Below are 18,436 nucleotides of genomic sequence, written 5' to 3' on the forward strand. Positions count from 1 at the left end.
CGTCTGTTAATCCTTTTCCTGTTGAGCAGGCTTCCAGGTACGCAGCGCCCAAATCAACAATCCGATAATAAAGAACGCGCTGGGTGCCAGCAGGAACAGCCCGTTCGGCTGATACCAGCCGCCGTTTTGCACGGTGTCCAGCACGGTGATGCCAAACAGCTTGCCGCTGCCGATAAGCTCACGAATAAAGCCAACCAGCAGCAGGATCACGCCGTAGCCCAGGCCGTTGCCGATGCCGTCCATAAAGCTCGCCAGCGGCGGTGACTTCATGGCGTAGGCTTCCGCACGACCCATTACGATACAGTTGGTGATAATCAAACCAACGAATACCGAAAGCTGTTTTGAGATCTCATAGGCGTAGGCCCGCAGGATCTGATCGACTACGATCACCAGCGAAGCGATGATCGCCATCTGCACGATAATGCGCACGCTGTTGGGAATGTAGTTGCGGATCATCGAGATAAACATGCTGGAAAACGCCGTAACCACGGTGACGGCAATCGTCATCACGAACGCCGTTTCCAGCTTGGTGGTGACCGCCAACGCCGAGCAAACCCCGAGGATTTGCAGCGCAATCGGGTTGTTGTCCACCAGCGGGCTAACCAGTACCCGCTTAACTTCTTTCATGCCTGACATATCAGCCATTATTAAGCGCTCCTTCCCGTACTTGTTTCAGGAACGGGCCAAAACCCAGCTCGCCCATCCAGAAATCGAAAGTGTGTTGTACCCCGTTGGCGGTTAACGTTGCGCCGGACAGGCCGTCAACGCCGTATTCATCGCCCTGACGAGCTCCGCCCTTCACAACGCGCAGCGCAGGCTGGCCGTTGTCGTCAAGCAGCTTTTTGCCAATCCACTGGGCGCGCCAGTTCGGGTTTTCAATTTCGCCGCCGAGGCCCGGCGTTTCACCCTGGTCGTAATAGGTGATGCCTTTCACGGTGCGGCCATCGGTTTGCAGCGCCACGAAGGCGTACATCATCGACCACAGGCCGTTGCCGTACACCGGCAGAACCACTTCCTGCACTTTGTTTTGCTCGTCGCGAACCAGATAGATTTCGACGATGTTGCTACGGCGCTTGATGCCCGCGCGGTCTTCGCTTGCGGAGAGCGTCAGGCTTTGTTCCGGGTCGCGCAGCGCGGCTGCCGGGTCAAATTTTGCCGGGTCTTTATCAAGCATTTTGCCGCTCGCCAGATCCAGCAGGCGCGGCGTGATGCGCGCGTCGAAGGTGGCTTTCACCTCGTCACCGCTCATCTTTGGCGTTGCCAGGCCCGCGACATCAAGAATGTTGCGCTGTTTATCGAGCGCCTTTTGCTCCTGCTGGCGCGACTTCAGGCCGACGGCGGAACCCGCCACGACCACCGAGCACACCAGACAAAGCACCAGCACCACCAGCAGCGTTCTGCCGATGCTATCGTTACCTTTTACCTCAGCCACGCGATTTCCTCCGCTTGATATTGGCCTGCACCACTACGTAATCGAACAGCGGCGCAAAGAGGTTAGCGAACAGGATCGCCAACATCATCCCTTCCGGATAGGCTGGATTGACCACACGAATCAGCACGCACATCACGCCGATAAGCGCGCCGTACCACCACTTTCCTTTATTAGTAAAGGAGGCGGAAACCGGGTCGGTGGCCATAAACATCATGCCGAACGCGAAGCCGCCGAGCACCAGATGCCAGTACCACGGCATGGCGAACAGCGGGTTGGTGTCGGAACCGATGAAGTTAAACAGGGTCGCGGTGGCAATCATGCCGATCATCACGCCCGCCACGATGCGCCAGGAGGCGACGCGGCCAAACAGAATAATGGCGCCGCCAATCAGGATCATCAGCGTAGAGACTTCGCCAATCGAACCGGGGATGTTGCCCAGGAAGGCGTCCATCCAGGTCACCGGCTGGCCGGATACCACGTTAACCAACGCCTCGCCGCCGCCGTGCGACCACTGCGAAAGCGGGGTTGCGCCGGAGAAGCCGTCTGCGGCAGTCCACACTAAATCGCCGGAGATTTGCGCCGGATAGGCAAAGAACAGAAACGCGCGCCCGGCAAGCGCTGGGTTCAGGAAGTTACGCCCCGTCCCGCCGAAGATCTCTTTGGCGATAACCACGCCAAAGCTGATGCCCAGCGCGGCCTGCCACAGCGGCAGCGTAGGCGGCACCACCAGCGCAAACAGGATGGAGGTAACGAAGAAGCCTTCATTAATTTCATGTTTGCGGATGATGGAAAACAGCACTTCCCAGAAGCCACCCACCAGGAACACGGTGATGTAAATCGGCAGGAAGAAGACCGCGCCAAGCGTCATCATGCTCAGCCAGCCCGCGTCCGGCGCGAAGCTCACGCCGAGCATCTGCGCCACGGCATAGTGCCAGTCGGCGGAAATGACCTGCTGAAGCTGTTCCGGCCCGTAGAGCTTGTTAAGCGCGGGAATGGTTTGCATCCCGACGTTGTACATGCCCCAGAACATGGCCGGGAAGACCGCGAACCAGACCAGAATCATCATGCGTTTTAGATCGATGGCGTCGCGCACGTGGGATGCGCCCGGCGTGACCTGCCCCGGCGTGTAGAACAGCGTCGCCGTCGCTTCAAAGAGCGGGTAATACTTTTCTAATTTGCCGCCACGGGTGAAGTGCGGCTCCATTTTTTCAAACAGGTGTTTTAAGCCCATGAGTTATCCTTCCTGCTCGATGCGGGTTAACACTTCACGCAGCACCGGACCGTATTCGTATTTCCCCGGGCAGACATAGGTGCACAGCGCCAGATCTTCTTCATCCAGCTCCAGGCAGCCCAAAGCCTGCGCACTTTCGGTATCGCCCGCCAGCAAATCACGCAGCAGCATGGTCGGCAGGATATCCAGCGGCATCACGCGTTCATAGTTGCCGATCGGCACCATCGCACGCTCGCCGCCGTTGGTATCGGTGGAGAAGTTGAACAGCTTGCGCTTAAGGAAGTGGCCGAGCGTGGTGCGCGTAATGGAAAATTTATCGGCCCCCGGCATGACCCAGCCAAACAGCTCTTTCTCGCGCCCTTCTTTCAGCGCGGTGACCTGCAGGTGAAAACGCCCCAGCCAGGCACGCGGGCCGCTGGCCTGCACGCCGCTCAGCACGGAACCGGAAACAACGCGGTTATCGCCATCCAGCAGTTCGCCTGCGGTGAGAGCGTCAATGGAAGCCCCCAAACGCGTGCGGATCAAACGCGGCTGTTTCACCTGCGGGCCCGCCAGCGCAATCACGCGCTCGGTCCACAGCTCGCCTTCAATAAAAAGTTTGCCGACCGCGATAACGTCCTGGTAATTCAGGTGCCAGACCTGCTTTTGCAGGCTAACCGGTTCGATAAAGTGAATGTGAGTACCCGCCAACCCGGCAGGATGCGGCCCGGCGAACTCGTTAAAGGTAATCTGCGCGACGGGATGCCCGCCCAGCTTGCCGCCGCTGGCCTGGCAAACGTGGACTCTGCCGTCCGTCAGACGTGACAGGAGCGTGAGGCCCGCATCAAACATCTGGCGATGCGCGAGTATGATTGGCTCAGGATTGGCCGCCAGCGGGTTGGTGTCCATGGCGGTAACGAAAATAGCGGCGGGTACGGAACCCGGCTGCGGCGCTTTGCTGAACGGACGCGTGCGTAATGCGGTCCACAAGCCTGACGACAGCAGCTGCGCCTGCACCGTTTCACGCGGCAGCGTTGCCAGGGATTCAGGCGCATGACGTTCAAAAACAACCGCTTCGTCACCCTGAACCTCGATAACGACCGATTGCAGCACGCGGCGCTCACCACGATGTATGGCGATGACCGTTCCACCGGCCGGCGCGGTAAACATCACGCCCGGATTTCTTTTATCTTCAAAGAGGGGCTGGCCTTTCAGTACGCTGTCGCCTTCTTTTACCAACATAGAAGGACGCATCCCGACGTACTCTTCTCCAAGCAACGCCACCTGGGGAATTGCTGGGCCATCATAGATTTGCGGTTCGGGAAGTCCCGCAATAGGCAAATCAAGACCTTTTCTGATTTTTATCATAAGGTTATCACGTATAAAATAGGCTATTACAAACCGACAAAAACGCTAGCCGACAACGAACGGGCCGAGTCAGTGCTCAACCGCTACGACGTGCCAGACAGGTAAGAAAGAGATGTAGTGCATCCGTTCGTCACGCTTGGTGGATTAAGTCATCTGGCGGTGCCAGATAAAACTGACTTAGGGTAAGCGTCCTTTCTTATCCGCAGGTCAACATGCGGCGCGATTTTAGCATTATTGATTGGCAGAAGGTGGGATAAATCTTACGTTTTAAGCCCGCGATGCTCACTATTACAAAAAAGGACAAAGCATCCTCCGATGGCCTAAATGAAATGATATCCTTTTTTGGAAACTCGCCAGTCTGCGCTTGCGAAAATTAACGATGGTGCTAATGTGAGCGCACCTAATCCAGATTACTCTGAATTCGGGTCTCTTTTGCCGTCCTGGCATTTGGTTACAGGTTTATCAAGGAATCAAGCAGTATGCCTAAGATCGCACTCATTATTGCGATGCTTCTGATGCCGTGTATGTCGTTTGCCAGCTTGCTTAATAGCAGCACGTCGCCCACGCCAGTCAGCAAAGAATTCAAGCAGCAGTTAATGGGCTCTCCCGTTTATATTCAAATCTTTAAAGAAGAGCGCACGCTTGAGCTGTACGTCAAAATGGGCGAACAGTATCAGCTGTTAGACAGCTACCGTATCTGTAACTATTCAGGTGGTCTGGGGCCAAAACAGCGCCAGGGCGACTTTAAAAGCCCGGAAGGATTTTATAGCGTTGAACGCCGTCAGTTAAAACCTGACAGCCGCTTCTATAAAGCGATTAACATCGGCTTCCCGAATGAATTTGACCGTTCACATGGTTATCAGGGGCAATACCTGATGATTCACGGCGCCTGCGTTTCCGTTGGCTGCTACGCGATGACGGATCAAAACATTGATGAGATTTTCCAGTTCGTGACCGGCGCGTTGGTGTTTGGCCAGCCGAAGGTGCAGGTAAGCATCTATCCGTTCCGCATGACGGATGCAAACATGCAGCGCCACAAGTATTCCTACTACATCAATTTCTGGAAGCAGCTCAAGCCTGGTTATGACTACTTTATGGCGAACCACCAGCCGCCAGCGGTTTCCGTTGTCAGCGGCAGCTACGTGGTGAGCAAGCCGGTTGCACCAACGGCACAACCGCAGCTTGCCTCAAACTACACGCTCACCGAGACAAAATAGCACCGACTCGCCTGGCGCAATCTTGTGCCAGGTTTCGTTTCCGGTCAGCGGCTGCGTAGCAATGACGGTGACCACATCGTTCGGTGTGGTCTCTTCCTGAAAGTCGATTTCCACATCCTGATCCAACAGTTTTGCCACGCCGAACGGTGCCCGACGGGTTATCCAGTAAAGGTTGGTGGAGCAGAACGCCATCACGTAGCGCCCGTCAGAAAGCAGCATGTTAAACACGCCCTTTTCGCGCAGCTCGCCCGCCAGCTCGGTAATGTAGCGGAACACCGCCTGCATATTGCCAGGCGTACGCGGATAGCGCTGCGTCAGCTTGTGCAGCAGCCAGCAAAACGCCTGCTCGCTGTCGGTTTCGCCAATCGGACGAAACGGGCCGGTATCAAAAGTACGATGGCCTTTAAGCTGCCCGTTGTGCGCGTAGGTCCAGTTGCGGCCCCACAGCTCGCGGGTAAACGGATGGGTATTTTCGAGCGCGACCTTGCCACGGTTGGCCTGGCGAATGTGCGCCACCACCGAGCAGGATTTAATCGGATAGTCCTGTACCAGACGCGCAATGGGGGAATTAAAGCTCGGCTGCGGATCTTTGAACGTGCGACAGCCTTTGCCTTCGTAGAAGGTTATGCCCCAACCATCTTTGTGAGGCCCTGTTCCGCCGCCGCGCTGCACCAGTCCGGTAAAACTAAAGCAGATATCCGTTGGCACGTTGGCGCTCATCCCGAGCAGTTCGCACATAGTTTTCTCCCCCTACTGTCTACCTCTCCTCAAGTGTTTTGTAGGGTGGATAAGCGCAAGCGCCATCCACCACTTACGCATCGGCGGCGGATGGCGCAGGCTTATCCGCCCTACAAAATCACCGGGAGACTGAAGCTTAAGCCTTAACCATCTCTTTTTCGATCAGCTGAATCAGGATATGAATCACTTTAATGTGGATTTCCTGAATGCGGTCAGCGTAGCCGAAGTGCGGCACGCGAATTTCGATATCCGCCGTCCCCGCCATTTTGCCGCCGTCTTTACCGGTCAGCGTAATCACCTTCATGCCCTTCGCGCGCGCGGCTTCGATAGCTTTAATGACGTTAGCAGAGTTGCCGGAGGTGGAGATCCCCAGCAGCACGTCGCCCTCACGACCTACCGCTTCGAGATAGCGTGAGAAAATGTAGTCGTAGCCAAAATCGTTGCTGACGCAGGAGATGTGGCTCACGTCAGAAATAGCAATTGCCGGGTAGCCCGGACGGTTTTCGCGGTAGCGACCCGTCAGCTCTTCGGCGAAGTGCATGGCGTCGCAGTGGGAGCCGCCGTTGCCGCATGACAGCACTTTACCGCCTGCTTTAAAGCTGTCCGCCAGCAGAACCGCCGCGCGCTGAATGGCGTGGATGTTAGCGTCATCTTTCAGGAAGTTAGCCAGCGTCTCGGCTGCTTCATTCAATTCGTTACGAATAAGATCCTGGTACATGAGGATGTCCTTCAGTATTTATTGATTGAGTAAACTCCAGCAGTTTACCGGATAGCGCGAGAAGCGCCATAACCTGGTGCTTTTATGGATCCGTGCGGCAACAATGTGAGCAAGGTTGTAATTATTTTGTAAACACATTGATAAAAAAATGCACATGCACTAAAACCAATACATCACAAGTGGTCAGACCTCCTACAAGCAAGGGAGCTTTCTTTATGTTGATTTTGAGTGTTGTTGCAACCGTAGTGCTGCTCGGCGTGCTGTTTTATCACCAGGTCAATTTGCTGCTCAGCAGCGCGATTCTCCTGGCGTGGACGGCCGCATTAGGTTTCGCCGGTATCTGGTCATTCTGGGTGCTGGTTCCCGTCGCCATCGTGCTGTTCCCGCTGGTATTCACGCCGCTGCGTAAAGCGTTGATTTCCGCGCCGGTGTTCAAGGGCTTCCGTAAAGTCATGCCGCCGATGTCGCGTACTGAAAAAGAGGCGATTGACGCGGGCACCACCTGGTGGGAAGGCGATCTGTTCCGCGGCAAGCCGGACTGGGAAAAGCTGCATAACTACCCGCAGCCGAAGCTGACCGCCGAAGAACAGGCGTTTATCGACGGCCCGGTTGAAGAAGCCTGCCGCATGGCGAACGACTACCAGATTACCCACGAGCTGGCCGATTTGCCGCCGGAGCTGTGGGCGTACCTCAAAGAGCATCGCTTCTTCGCGATGATCATCAAGAAAGAGTACGGCGGGCTGGAGTTCTCGGCCTACGCTCAGGCTCGCGTGCTGCAAAAACTGTCCGGCGTTTCCGGGATCCTCGCGATCACCGTCGGCGTGCCTAACTCCTTAGGCCCGGGCGAGCTGCTCCAGCATTACGGGACACAAGAGCAGAAAGATCACTATTTACCGCGCCTGGCCCGCGGGCAGGAGATCCCTTGCTTCGCGCTGACCAGCCCGGAAGCAGGTTCAGACGCCGGTGCGATTCCGGATACCGGCGTGGTGTGCATGGGCGAATGGCAGGGCAAGCAGGTGCTGGGCATGCGCCTGACCTGGAACAAGCGCTACATTACGCTTGCACCAATCGCCACCGTGCTGGGCCTGGCTTTCAAGCTTTCCGACCCGGACCATCTGCTGGGTAAAGAAGAAGACCTCGGCATTACCTGCGCGCTGATCCCAACGCACACGCCGGGCGTCGAAATCGGCAAGCGCCACTTCCCGCTCAACGTACCGTTCCAGAACGGCCCGACGCGCGGCAAAGATATCTTCGTGCCTATCGACTTTATTATCGGCGGGCCGGAAATGGCGGGCCAGGGCTGGCGCATGCTGGTGGAATGTCTGTCGGTCGGGCGCGGCATCACCCTGCCGTCTAACTCTACGGGCAGCCTGAAATCCATCGCCATGGCGACCGGCGCGTATGCCCACATTCGCCGCCAGTTCAGAATCTCCATCGGCAAAATGGAAGGTATCGAAGAGCCGCTGGCGCGCATTGCGGGTAACGCATACGTCATGGACGCCGCCGCCTCGCTGATTACCTACGGGATCGTGCTCGGTGAAAAACCGGCGGTGCTGTCGGCAATTGTGAAATATCACTGTACCCACCGCGGCCAGCGCGCCATCCTCGACGCGATGGATATCGTCGGCGGGAAAGGCATCATGCTCGGCGAGTCTAACTTCGTGGCCCGTGCCTACCAGGGCGCGCCGATCGCTATCACGGTTGAAGGCGCGAACATCCTGACCCGCAGCATGATCATCTTCGGCCAGGGGGCGATTCGCTGCCACCCTTACGTGCTCGAAGAAATGGCCGCCGCGCAGAACAACGATGTGAAAGCCTTCGACAGACTGCTGTTTAAACACATCGGCCACGTTGGCAGCAACAAGATGCGTAGCCTGTGGCTGGGCCTGACCAACGGCCTGACCAGCGCTACGCCAACCCGTGACGCCACCAAGCGCTACTACCAGCACCTGAACCGCCTGAGCGCCAACCTTGCGCTGCTGTCGGATGTCTCTATGGCGGTGCTGGGCGGCAGCCTGAAGCGTCGCGAACGCATCTCCGCCCGCTTAGGCGACGTGCTGAGCCAGCTCTATCTGGCTTCCGCCGTGCTGAAACGCTACGAAGATGAAGGCCGCAACGAGGCGGATCTGCCGCTGGTCCACTGGGGCGTGCAGGATGCGCTCTTCCAGGCCGAGCAGGCGATTGACGATCTGCTGCGTAACTTCCCGAACGGCTTCGTGGCAGGCGTGTTGCGCTTCGCCATCTTCCCGATGGGCCGCCGTTACGACGCGCCGTCTGACAAACTGGACCACAAGCTCGCGAAGATTATGCAGGTGCCTTCAGCCACGCGTTCACGCATTGGCCGCGGCCAGTACCTGACGCCGAGCGAGTTCAACCCGGCCGGTCTGCTGGAGCAGGCGCTGATGGACGTCATGGCCGCCGAGCCAATCCACCTGCGCGTCTGCAAAGAAACGAACCGCAACCTGCCGTTCACGCGTCTTGATGAGCAGGCCAAAATTTGGCTGGCGGAAGGGAAAATCAGCGCCGACGAGGCCGCTATTCTCACCAAAGCGGAAGCCAGCCGTCTGCGCAGCATCAACGTTGACGAGTTTGACCCGGAGGCGCTGGCTACCCAGCCGGTAAAGCTGCCGGAAAAACTCCGCAAAATTGAAGCCGCGTAAGCTGTCCTGGCGCTCAAAACCCCGCTCTGCGGGGTTTTTTATTGCCCACAAAAGCCGGTGAACTCATGCTACAGTGAAAGAAATAGCGTAATTTATGGGGCCGCTCATCGTGTCTGGTTTGAAAATTTCACTTCTGCAACAGCCGCTTGTCTGGATGGATGGCGCGGCCAACCTGCGTCATTTTGACGTGCTGCTCGACGGCATTCGCGGTCGCGACCTGATTATTCTGCCCGAGATGTTCACCACCGGTTTCGCGATGGAGGCGGCGAAGCAGTCGCTGGCGGAAGAGGAGGTGATCGACTGGATGCAGTTTAAGGCGCAGCAAACCCAGGCGATGATCGCGGGCAGCGCCGCGCTGCAAACCGAACGCGGGCCGGTGAACCGCTTCCTGCTGGTGCAGCCGGACGGCAAGGTTCACTTCTACGACAAGCGCCACCTGTTCCGCATGGCGGACGAGCACCATCATTATCAGGCGGGCGTTGATCGCGTGGTGGTGGAGTGGCGCGGCTGGCGCATTCTGCCGCTGGTCTGCTACGACCTACGTTTCCCGGTCTGGTCGCGCAACCGTAACGATTACGATCTCGCGCTCTACGTCGCCAACTGGCCCGCCCCGCGCTCCCTGCACTGGCAAAGCCTGCTGGTGGCCCGCGCTATCGAAAACCAGGCCTACGTCGCGGGCTGCAACCGCGTCGGCACCGACGGCAACGGGCACCACTATCGCGGCGACAGCAAAATCATCAGCCCGCAGGGCGAAATCCTCGCCCACGCCGAAGCGCACCAGGCCACAAGGCTTGATGCGGATTTATCGCTGATTGCGTTGCAGGAATACCGGGAGAAGTTCCCGGCCTGGCAGGATGCGGATCCGTTTAGTCTGTAGGTCGGATAAGCGCAGCGCCAACCGACATGTTGCGGCGGGTGGCGCTAACGCTTACCCGCCCTACGAAAAAACAAATCAATACACCAAAGCCTGCCCGTCCTTACGGCTTTCCGTCGCGGCGATATAGTGCCCCTCCGGCGCGCGCACGATAATCTGCGCGCCGCCGAAGTTGTAGGCCTGCAGCGGGTCTTCCACCACGACGGTATGGCCCCGCTCGCGCAGCGCGGCGATGGTATTGCGATCCATCGTTGATTCCACCACCACCTCTCTGCCCTGCACCACGCGCCAGCGCGGCGCATCGATGGCCGCCTGCGGGTTCTGCTTGTGCAGCATAATGCGGATCGCCATTTGCAGATGCCCCTGCGCCTGCATCGGCCCGCCCATCACGCCGAACGACATCAGCGGCTGCCCGTCCTTATCCAGCGCGAACGCGGGAATAATGGTGTGGAACGGGCGCTTGCTGCCCGCCACGCAGTTCGGGTGATCTTTATCCGTCACGAACCCCGCGCCGCGGTTTTGCAGGCTGATGCCGGTGCCCGGCACCACGATGCCGGAGCCGAAGCCCATAAAGTTAGACTGGATAAACGACACCATCATGCCGCTGGCGTCGGCGGTGGACAGATAAACCGTGCCGCTCTGGGTCGGCGAACCGAAGGTAAAATCGCTCACCTTCTCCGCGTCGATAAGCTTCGCGCGCATCTTCAGGTACTCGTCGCTCAGCAGGTGTTTCGCCGCGAACTCCATGTGATCTTCGTCCGCCACGTAGCGGTCGAGATCCGCCAGCGCCAGCTTCATCGCCTCGATGGACAGGTGCAGCGTCTCCACGGAATCCGCGCCGTAGCGGCCGATATCCCACTGCTCCAGAATTCCCAACGCGATAAGCGTCGCGATGCCCTGCCCGTTCGGCGGCAGCTCGTGTACGGAACCGTCGGCAAAGTCCTTCGACAGCAGCTCAACCCAGTCGGCCTTATGGTTCGCCAGATCGTCTTTGCTCAGATGCGCGCCGTGCTCCTGCGCAAAGGCCGCGATTTTCTGCGCCAGCTCGCCGTGGTAGAAGGCTTCGCCGTTGGTGGCGGCTATTTTTTCCAGCGTATCGGCCTGCGCCGGGTTACGGAATATCTCGCCTATTTTCGGCGCTCGCCCCTGCGGCGCGAAGCATTCGCTAAAGCCCGGCTGGTCTTTTAATTTTTTGTAGCCGCGCTCCCAAAGCTCGCCGATTAGCGGTGAAACCGGGAAGCCGCCGCGCGCGTATTCAATCGCAGGCTCGGCAAGCGTGGTCAGCGGCAGCGTGCCGAAGCGCTCCGCCAGCGCCACCCAGCCGGACACCGCGCCCGGCACGGTGACCGCGTCCCAGCCGATTTCCGGCATGGTTTTATGCTGCGCGAAATGGTCGTGGTGCCAGGCCGCCGGCGCGCGGCCGGTGGCGTTCAGCGCGTGAAGCTGCTTGCCGTCCCAGACGATGGCGTAAGCGTCGCTGCCGATGCCGCAGCCGGTCGGCTCCACCACGGTTAGCGCCATGGCGCTGGCAATCGCGGCGTCCACGGCGTTGCCGCCCTGGAGCAGCATGCGCAGACCCGCCTGTGCCGCCAGCGGCTGCGAGGTAGTAACGGCGTTGCGGCCCATCATGGCCGGACGATAAGAGGGATAGCCCACCTGAAAATCGATTGTTTCTTTCATCACGACTCCTGCGTGTTAATCGTTGCGAGGGTCAAGCGCGTCGCGCAGCCCGTCGCCCAATAGGTTGAAACCCTGTACCGTCAGAAAAATGGCGACGCCGGGGAAAATCGACATCCACGGAGCCTGCTCCAGGAAGCCTTTTGCGGTGTTAAGCATCGCCCCCCAGGAAGGGTTTGGCGGCTGCTGGCCGAGGCCGAGAAACGACAGGCTCGCCTCGGTGATGATCGCGGCGGCAATCGCAAGCGTGGACTGCACCAGAATCGGCGACATCACGTTGGGCAGCACGTAGCGGATGATTATCCAGCGGTCCGGCAGGCCGATGGCCCGCGCGCCGTCGATATACTCTTCGTTGCGAATGGCGATCACCTGCCCGCGCGTCAGGCGGGCGAAGATCGGCATCGCCGACAGGCCGATGGCGATCATCGCGTTGCTCAGGCTCGGGCCTAAAAACGCCCCCAGCGCGATCGCCATGATCAGAAACGGGCAGGCAAGCAGCGCTTCGATAAACCGCGAGATAACCCCGTCCCAGATCCCCTGAAAATAGCCGGCGATCAGACCGAGCGGCACGCCGATAACCACGGCGATCAGCACGGAAATGCAGCCCGCCAGCAGCGACGTTCGCGCACCCCAGACGATGCGGGAGAGAATGTCGCGACCCAGCTCGTCGGTGCCAAACCAGTAAAGCTCTGAAGGCGGCTTGCGCACCGCCAGGAAGTTAGCCTTCACCGGATCGAACGGCGCGATCCACGGCGCAAGCAGCGCGATGAGCACGAAGACGCCGACGATCGCCGCGCCAATCATCGCGCTCTTATTCGCGAGGAACTTCTTCAGCACGCGGTTGGGCGTTTTCGGCGCGCTTACCGCCACGCCGGTTATGGTCAGTTCAGCCATGCTTAGCTCCGCATTTTCGGGTTGATAAGGACATAGAGCACGTCCGCCGCCAGGTTGAGCACCAGGAAGCCGATGGCGACCACCAGCACCACGCCCTGCACCACGGCGTAGTCGCGGTTAAACACCGAGTCGACGATCATTTTGCCGAAGCCGGGAATGGTGAACACCTGCTCGGTGAGCACCGCGCCGCCCAGCAGTTCGCCAAACAACAGCGTGGTGAGCGTGATAACCGGCACCAGCGCGTTGCGGAACGCGTGCTTGAGAATGACGCGCTTCGGCAGCAGCCCTTTGGCGCGAGCGGTACGGATATAGTCGGCTTTGAGAACGGCGATCATCGACGCCCTGGTGTGGCGCATTAACGTCGCCGCAAGCCCCGTTCCCAGCACCAGCGCGGGCAGCAGCAGCGTGCGCAGGTTTTGCAGCGCGTCCTCGCTAAACGGCACGAAGCCGGAAGCGGGCAGCCACTGGAGGTTGACCGAAAAGACGAGGATCAGCAGGATGCCGAGCCAGAAGTGCGGCACCGAGATCCCCGAGATCGCCACAAAGTTCGTCCCGTGGTCGATCCAGCTATTTTTGTGCACCGCCGCGACGATCCCCATGCTGATGCCCACCAGCAGCGCGATAATCATCGCCAGCAGCGACAGCTCAAGCGTCACCGGCAGCTTGCTGGCAATCAGCGTGGTGACCGGCTCGTGGGTGCGCAGCGACATGCCCAGATCGCCCTGCAGCGCGTTGGTCAGCCAGTGAAAATATTGCAGCGGTATCGGGTCGTTGAGGTGCAGCTCTTCACGCAGCTGGGCGATCACCGCCGGGTCGCGCTCCTCCCCCGCCATGGCGATCAGCGGATCGCCCGGCAGCAGCTTTTGCAGGCCAAAGACCATTACGCTGACGATAAGCAGCGTCGGAATGGCCAGCAGCAGGCGTTTGCATATCAGTTCCAGCATAAGGTCTCCAGGCCGCTTGGGTTATTGGGCGAGCGTCAGGCCAGCCAGACGCACGATGCCGTCCGGGTACGGCTTAAAGCCCTGCACCTTTTTGTTCAGCCCGAAAATGCGCGGCTCAAAATAGAGGTAGGCAATCGGCGTATCGGTTTGCAGCTGCTTGACCACTTTGTCGTACAGCGCCTGGCGGGTGGCCGGATCGTTGCTCTGACGCGCCTGAATCAGCCATTCGTCCACCTGCGGGCTGCTGTAGCGCCCGTCGTTGAGGTTGCCTTTGCTGTTGATAAACGCGAACAGGCTGCCGTCCGGATCGGGGCGACCGGACCAGCCGGACAGGCTCAGCTGATAGTCCCCGCTCTGCTGGCGGTCGAGCAGCGTGGCGAACTCGGTCATTTGCAGATTAAGGTTAATGCCCGCTTCGGCGGTCATCGCCTGTAGCACCTGGCCCACCTGCTGCGACGTCGGGTTGTTCGGCACCAGCAGCGACACGTTCAGCGGCCCATTGATGCCCGCTTCCTTAAGCAGCGCTTTGGCTTTCTCCACGTCGCGCGGCGCGACCGGTAGCTTCACGTGGTAAGGGCTAACGGTGGATAAACCCTGGTTGGACGGCGCGTACAGCCCTTCAAATACCACCTGGTTGAGCGCATCGCGGTCGATGGCAAGCGAGAACGCTTCGCGCACGCGGGCGTCTTTGAACGGATCGTTAGTCGGCACCTTGCCGTTGTTGATGTTGAAGGTGATGCCCTGATAGCCGAGGCCGGTCACTTTCGCGAGGCTCAGCCTGCCGTCGGCCTCCACGGTTTTCACATCGCTTGCGGCGATGCCTTCGGTAACGTCGAGGTCGCCCGCGCGCAGGTTGGCAAGGCGCACGGAGGCGTCAGGGATCGGCAGGAAAACCACCTTATCGAAGTGGTATGCGCCCTTGTTCCAGTAGTTATCAAAGCGCTTGAGCACGATGCGGTCCTGCGACACGCGGCTTTCAAACTGGTACGGGCCGGAACAAACCGGGTGCGCGGCAAAATCCGCTTTGGCCGCCGCTTTTGGCGCAAGCATCGCCCCCGCGCGGTCGGTAAGCTGGCTCAGCAGCGCCGCGTCCGGCGATTTCAGGTGCAGCACCACCTGCGTCGGGGTTTTCACCTCCACGGACGCCACGGACGACAGGTCGCTTTTGCGCAGCGAGCCGGGCATGGTCATCGCGCGGTCGAGGTTGTACTTCACCGCTTCGGCGTCAAACTTTTCGCCGTCGTGGAAGGTCACGCCCTCGCGCAGGTTCAGGGTCAGCGTTTTGCCCTCGTCGTTCCACGTCCAGTCCTTTGCAAGGCCCGGCACCACCTTCAGATTTTCATCCACGTCCACCAGTCGGTCACACATCGCGGCAAACACAAAGCGCCCGTAGTAGGTGCGCGCCTGATGGGGGTCGAGCATGTCCGGGTCAGCGCCCAAACCGATGCGCAGCACGCTTTCGGCATACGTCTGGGCGCTCGCGCCCAGCAACAACACACTTCCCAGCGCGGTCACGACGGCTTTTTGCAATTTCATTGTTGTTCTTCTCCAGAGGGGTCAGGATTGTTGAGATGCCGCCTGTTCAAACAGCGCGCGGCGACGCAAGAAAGCGCTCGACGGCGGCGCAATGTGGATAACGCTGCGGTCGCGGTTAATTTCCTGCCAGCGGTGGCAGGCCACCTGCCGCCCGCCGTCCAGCACCTGCACGATCGGCTCACGCTGGGTGCACTCTTCTTTGGCGTGCGGGCAGCGGGTGTGAAAACGGCAGCCGCTCGGCGGGTCGGACGGGTTCGGTAAATCGCCCTGAAGCAAAGGCGCCTGACGCGGCGCGCCGGGCTGCATCTGCGGGGCGGAGGCGATCAGCGCCTGGGTGTAAGGGTGTAAAGGCGCATCGAAGATGTCATCGACGTGGGCCAGCTCGACAATCTGCCCGAGATACATCACCGCCACGCGGTCGCTCATGTGGCGGATCACCGCCAGCCCGTGGGCGACGATAATCATCGTCAGGCCGAACTGCTCCTTAAGGCTTTCCAGCAGGTTCACCACCTGCGCCTGCACGGAAACGTCGAGCGCTGAAACCGGCTCATCGCCCAGCAGCAGCTTCGGGCCGGACGCCAGCGCGCGGGCGATGCCGATACGCTGACGCTGGCCGCCGGAAAACTCGTGCGGATAGCGCCGGGACCAGGCCGCGGGCAGGCCAACGGTTTTCAGCAGCTCGGCCACGCGGTGCGTGCGGTCAGCCCGGCTCATTTTCTGGTGCAGCCACAGCGGCTCGCCCACGATATCTTCCACGGTCATGCGCGGGTTAAGCGAGGCAAACGGGTCCTGGAAAATGATTTGCAGCTCGCGGCGCAGCTGGTTTAAACGGGCCGCGTCAACCTGAGTAATGTCCTCGCCCTGGTAGAAAACCTGCCCCTGCGTCGGAGCCAGCAGGCGCAGCAGCAGCCTGCCGAGCGTGGATTTTCCGGAGCCGGATTCGCCGACGATCGCCAGCGTTTCGCCCGGCCAGACCTTCAGCGAAATGCGATCGACCGCCGTCACCTGCGTGTTGCGGGTAAACAGCCGCTTCGGCCCGGCAAAGGCTTTGCTCAGTTCCAGACATTCAAGGATCGGCGTCGTCATGCGATTTCTCCCAGCGCGATGTGCTGTTCAAGCGGCGCGCGGAAGCAGGCCACCTGGTGATGAGCGCCCATGTTTTGCAGCGCGGGCTTGTGCTGATGGCAGCGGGGTTCGGCAAACGGGCAGCGGGTTGCAAACCGGCAGCCTTTCGGCATCGCTTCCGGTAAAGGAACCGAGCCGGGAATAGTGGCAAGCGCGCCTTTACGGGCACCGAGGGAAGGAATCGACCCCATCAGGCCGATGGTGTAAGGATGCTGCGGATCGGCAAAAATCGTCTCCACGCTGCCGCTTTCCACCACCTGTCCTGCGTACATCACGGCGACGTGCTGGGCGACTTCCGCCACCACGCCCAGATCGTGGGTGATCATCAGCACCGCCGTGCCGGTTTCTTCTTTTAGGGTATTGAGCAGGGAAAGGATCTGCGCCTGGATCGTGACGTCCAGCGCGGTGGTTGGCTCATCGGCAATCAGCAGCTGCGGGCGGTTGATCAGCGCCATGGCGATCATCACGCGCTGGCGCATGCCGCCGGAAAGCTGGTGCGGATAGGCTTTCAGGCGCATGGCCGGAGCCGGGATCTGTACCTTTTCCAGAATCGCCAGCGCCGCCGCCATCGCCTCACGGCGGTTCACCCTGCGGTGGCGCATCACCGCCTCGCTAAGCTGGTCGCCCAGCGTAAAAGCCGGGTTTAGCGATGTCATCGGCTCCTGGAAAATCATTGCCAGCTCGTTGCCGCGAATGTCGGCGTACTCGCGCGGCGACAGGCTGCGCAGGTCGTAATGGTTAAACTGCATCTCCCCGCTGACAATCTGCGCGCTTGCGGGCAGCAGGCCCATCAGCGCAAGGGAGGTAATGCTTTTGCCGCAGCCGGACTCTCCCACCAGCGCCAGCGTTTCCCCGGCTTTCAGCGTCAGGGTTATGCCGTCCAGCACGCTGACCGGCGAGCCGCTAAATTTTACGTTCAGGTTGCGCAGACGCAGGACCGGCGCGGGCGGATTCAGAGGGATCGTCGTCATAGGCTGGTGATTTCCTGATGGTTGATGGCCTGAATAAGCGCCTGCTGCAAATCAAGGAGGTGTTCGTGCATCGCGGCCGCCGCTTCTACGGGCTGGCGCGCGGCGATGTGTTTGAGGATATTCTGATGATGATCGTCATAGCGGGTGACGCGCGCCGGGGTACGGGCCAGCTCGCGCAGGTGCTGCCAGCTCGGCTCGCGGCGCACGGCGTCAATCGCATCAAACAGGCCGAGCATCAGCCGGTTGCCCGCCGCTTCGGCAATCGCCCGGTGAAAGGCGCTGTCCCACAGCTCGTTGAGATCCGGGTCGCTCGGGCTGACCTGCTCGATGCGCTCGATCAGGCGTGCCATCAGCGCAATCTGCTCGCCGGTGGCGCGCAGTGCCGCCAGACGGGCAAGCCCGGGTTCAAGCTGTAGGCGCGCTTCCATCACCTCGTGCAGATTGGTTTGCTGTAGCAAGCCTTGAAGCGCAAGGGGTTCGACGGGCGCGGCGGGGCCGATAAACGTCCCTTTCCCCTGCTTGCGCCAGATGCGCCCCTCTTCTTCCAGCACGTCCAGCGCGCGGCGGATTTCACGACGCCCCACGCCCAGCCTTTCGCTAAGCTCGCGCTCGGTGGGCAAAGAGATCCCCGGCGTCGATTCATGGGATTGGATCAACGCCCGCAGCTGTTCTAACGCGGAACTGGAATTTGCCAGAAACCGGGAGGTTTTTGTCATAGGATTGCCTGCTATCGTCGGTCATCACTTTTATTTATAGTTTTTAAACAATAAGTTATGGGCCATTGGCCTCATTGCTTACCGTGCTAATGACTTGCAATAGTCGAACCAATTTCTAAATGGTTCATAAAAAAACCAATAAAAATCACTAAACGACTGATAATAAAGTGAAATTATTTATTTAGATTGGTTCACAGGGATGAGTAAGCGCGTTATCAAGAGCATAAAACGCACAAAAACAGTGCAAATAACGCACCAATGATGTGCAAATGTTAACTTATTGGATCTTAATGATGCGCAATTGTTTTATATTTGTTAAATACAGCGGCGCGACGAAACGGCGCGCGCTGCTGTAA

16 protein-coding genes are annotated in these 18,436 nt (G+C 59.4%); 3 read left to right on the plus strand and 13 right to left on the minus strand.

Annotation, left to right across the window (positions count from 1 at the left end):
• Window positions 1–6: 6 nt before the first annotated feature.
• From ACSPHG_RS19320 to ACSPHG_RS19335, 4 genes are read right to left on the minus strand one after another with little or no spacing between them, the layout of a single operon-like run.
• Complete coding sequence (locus ACSPHG_RS19320) at window positions 7–645, minus strand: NADH:ubiquinone reductase (Na(+)-transporting) subunit D (protein ID WP_435955089.1); 639 nt, start codon at window positions 643–645, stop codon at window positions 7–9.
• On the minus strand, window positions 638–1,432 hold the full coding sequence (locus ACSPHG_RS19325; RefSeq protein WP_435955090.1) for a Na(+)-translocating NADH-quinone reductase subunit C: 795 nt from the start codon (window positions 1,430–1,432) through the stop codon (window positions 638–640). Before ACSPHG_RS19325 ends, ACSPHG_RS19320 begins: the two co-directional genes overlap by 8 nt.
• Entirely contained in the window at window positions 1,425–2,663 is a 1,239-nt protein-coding gene (locus tag ACSPHG_RS19330; RefSeq protein ID WP_435955091.1) for an NADH:ubiquinone reductase (Na(+)-transporting) subunit B, read from the minus strand. The genes ACSPHG_RS19325 and ACSPHG_RS19330 overlap by 8 nt, the downstream gene beginning before the upstream one ends.
• 3 nt (window positions 2,664–2,666) lie before the next feature.
• Window positions 2,667–4,010: a Na(+)-translocating NADH-quinone reductase subunit A gene (locus ACSPHG_RS19335; protein ID WP_435955092.1), complete on the minus strand. Its 1,344-nt coding sequence runs from the start codon at window positions 4,008–4,010 to the stop codon at window positions 2,667–2,669.
• Between the two features lie 479 nt (window positions 4,011–4,489).
• Between ACSPHG_RS19335 and dpaA the strand changes: the two genes are divergently transcribed.
• On the plus strand, window positions 4,490–5,227 hold the full coding sequence (gene dpaA / locus ACSPHG_RS19340; RefSeq protein WP_435955093.1) for a peptidoglycan meso-diaminopimelic acid protein amidase: 738 nt from the start codon (window positions 4,490–4,492) through the stop codon (window positions 5,225–5,227).
• Here the strand turns inward: dpaA and ACSPHG_RS19345 are convergent.
• Window positions 5,198–5,965 (minus strand): class II glutamine amidotransferase, encoded by a 768-nt coding sequence (locus ACSPHG_RS19345; protein ID WP_435955094.1) that lies wholly within the window; start codon window positions 5,963–5,965, stop codon window positions 5,198–5,200. The genes dpaA and ACSPHG_RS19345 overlap by 30 nt on opposite strands.
• A gap of 136 nt (window positions 5,966–6,101) precedes the next feature.
• On the minus strand, window positions 6,102–6,683 hold the full coding sequence (gene lpcA, locus ACSPHG_RS19350; RefSeq protein WP_435955095.1) for a D-sedoheptulose 7-phosphate isomerase: 582 nt from the start codon (window positions 6,681–6,683) through the stop codon (window positions 6,102–6,104).
• 215 nt (window positions 6,684–6,898) lie between these two features.
• Here lpcA and fadE point away from each other — a divergent pair, with 215 nt between their 5' ends.
• Both fadE and ACSPHG_RS19360 read left to right on the plus strand, forming a co-directional pair.
• The gene (fadE, locus tag ACSPHG_RS19355; protein WP_435955096.1) at window positions 6,899–9,343 is read left to right on the plus strand and encodes an acyl-CoA dehydrogenase FadE; all 2,445 of its coding nucleotides are present in this window, start codon (window positions 6,899–6,901) and stop codon (window positions 9,341–9,343) included.
• 109 nt (window positions 9,344–9,452) lie between these two features.
• Entirely contained in the window at window positions 9,453–10,220 is a 768-nt protein-coding gene (locus ACSPHG_RS19360) for an amidohydrolase (RefSeq protein WP_435955097.1), read from the plus strand.
• Window positions 10,221–10,295: 75 nt separating this feature from the next.
• Here ACSPHG_RS19360 and ACSPHG_RS19365 read toward each other — a convergent pair whose 3' ends face one another.
• The 7 genes from ACSPHG_RS19365 to ACSPHG_RS19395 are packed head-to-tail and all read right to left on the minus strand — an operon-like array spanning window position 10,296 to window position 18,080.
• Window positions 10,296–11,897 carry a gamma-glutamyltransferase family protein gene (locus ACSPHG_RS19365; protein WP_435955098.1) on the minus strand — a complete coding sequence of 534 codons (1,602 nt, stop codon included), beginning with the start codon at window positions 11,895–11,897 and terminating at the stop codon, window positions 10,296–10,298.
• 15 nt (window positions 11,898–11,912) lie between these two features.
• Window positions 11,913–12,788: an ABC transporter permease gene (locus tag ACSPHG_RS19370; protein ID WP_435955100.1), complete on the minus strand. Its 876-nt coding sequence runs from the start codon at window positions 12,786–12,788 to the stop codon at window positions 11,913–11,915.
• A 2-nt stretch (window positions 12,789–12,790) separates the two neighbouring features.
• Window positions 12,791–13,732: an ABC transporter permease gene (locus tag ACSPHG_RS19375; protein WP_435955101.1), complete on the minus strand. Its 942-nt coding sequence runs from the start codon at window positions 13,730–13,732 to the stop codon at window positions 12,791–12,793.
• Window positions 13,733–13,753: 21 nt separating this feature from the next.
• On the minus strand, window positions 13,754–15,268 hold the full coding sequence (locus ACSPHG_RS19380; protein ID WP_435955102.1) for an ABC transporter substrate-binding protein: 1,515 nt from the start codon (window positions 15,266–15,268) through the stop codon (window positions 13,754–13,756).
• A 21-nt stretch (window positions 15,269–15,289) separates the two neighbouring features.
• Window positions 15,290–16,354 carry an ABC transporter ATP-binding protein gene (locus tag ACSPHG_RS19385; protein WP_435955103.1) on the minus strand — a complete coding sequence of 355 codons (1,065 nt, stop codon included), beginning with the start codon at window positions 16,352–16,354 and terminating at the stop codon, window positions 15,290–15,292.
• Window positions 16,351–17,364 carry an ABC transporter ATP-binding protein gene (locus ACSPHG_RS19390; RefSeq protein ID WP_435955104.1) on the minus strand — a complete coding sequence of 338 codons (1,014 nt, stop codon included), beginning with the start codon at window positions 17,362–17,364 and terminating at the stop codon, window positions 16,351–16,353. Before ACSPHG_RS19390 ends, ACSPHG_RS19385 begins: the two co-directional genes overlap by 4 nt.
• Window positions 17,361–18,080, minus strand: a complete 720-nt coding sequence (locus ACSPHG_RS19395; protein ID WP_435955105.1) for a FadR/GntR family transcriptional regulator — start codon at window positions 18,078–18,080, stop codon at window positions 17,361–17,363. The genes ACSPHG_RS19390 and ACSPHG_RS19395 overlap by 4 nt, the downstream gene beginning before the upstream one ends.
• Window positions 18,081–18,436: the final 356 nt, after the last annotated feature.

This window comes from Dryocola baronae, assembly GCF_051297175.1.
Taxonomy (GTDB): Bacteria; Pseudomonadota; Gammaproteobacteria; order Enterobacterales; family Enterobacteriaceae; genus Dryocola.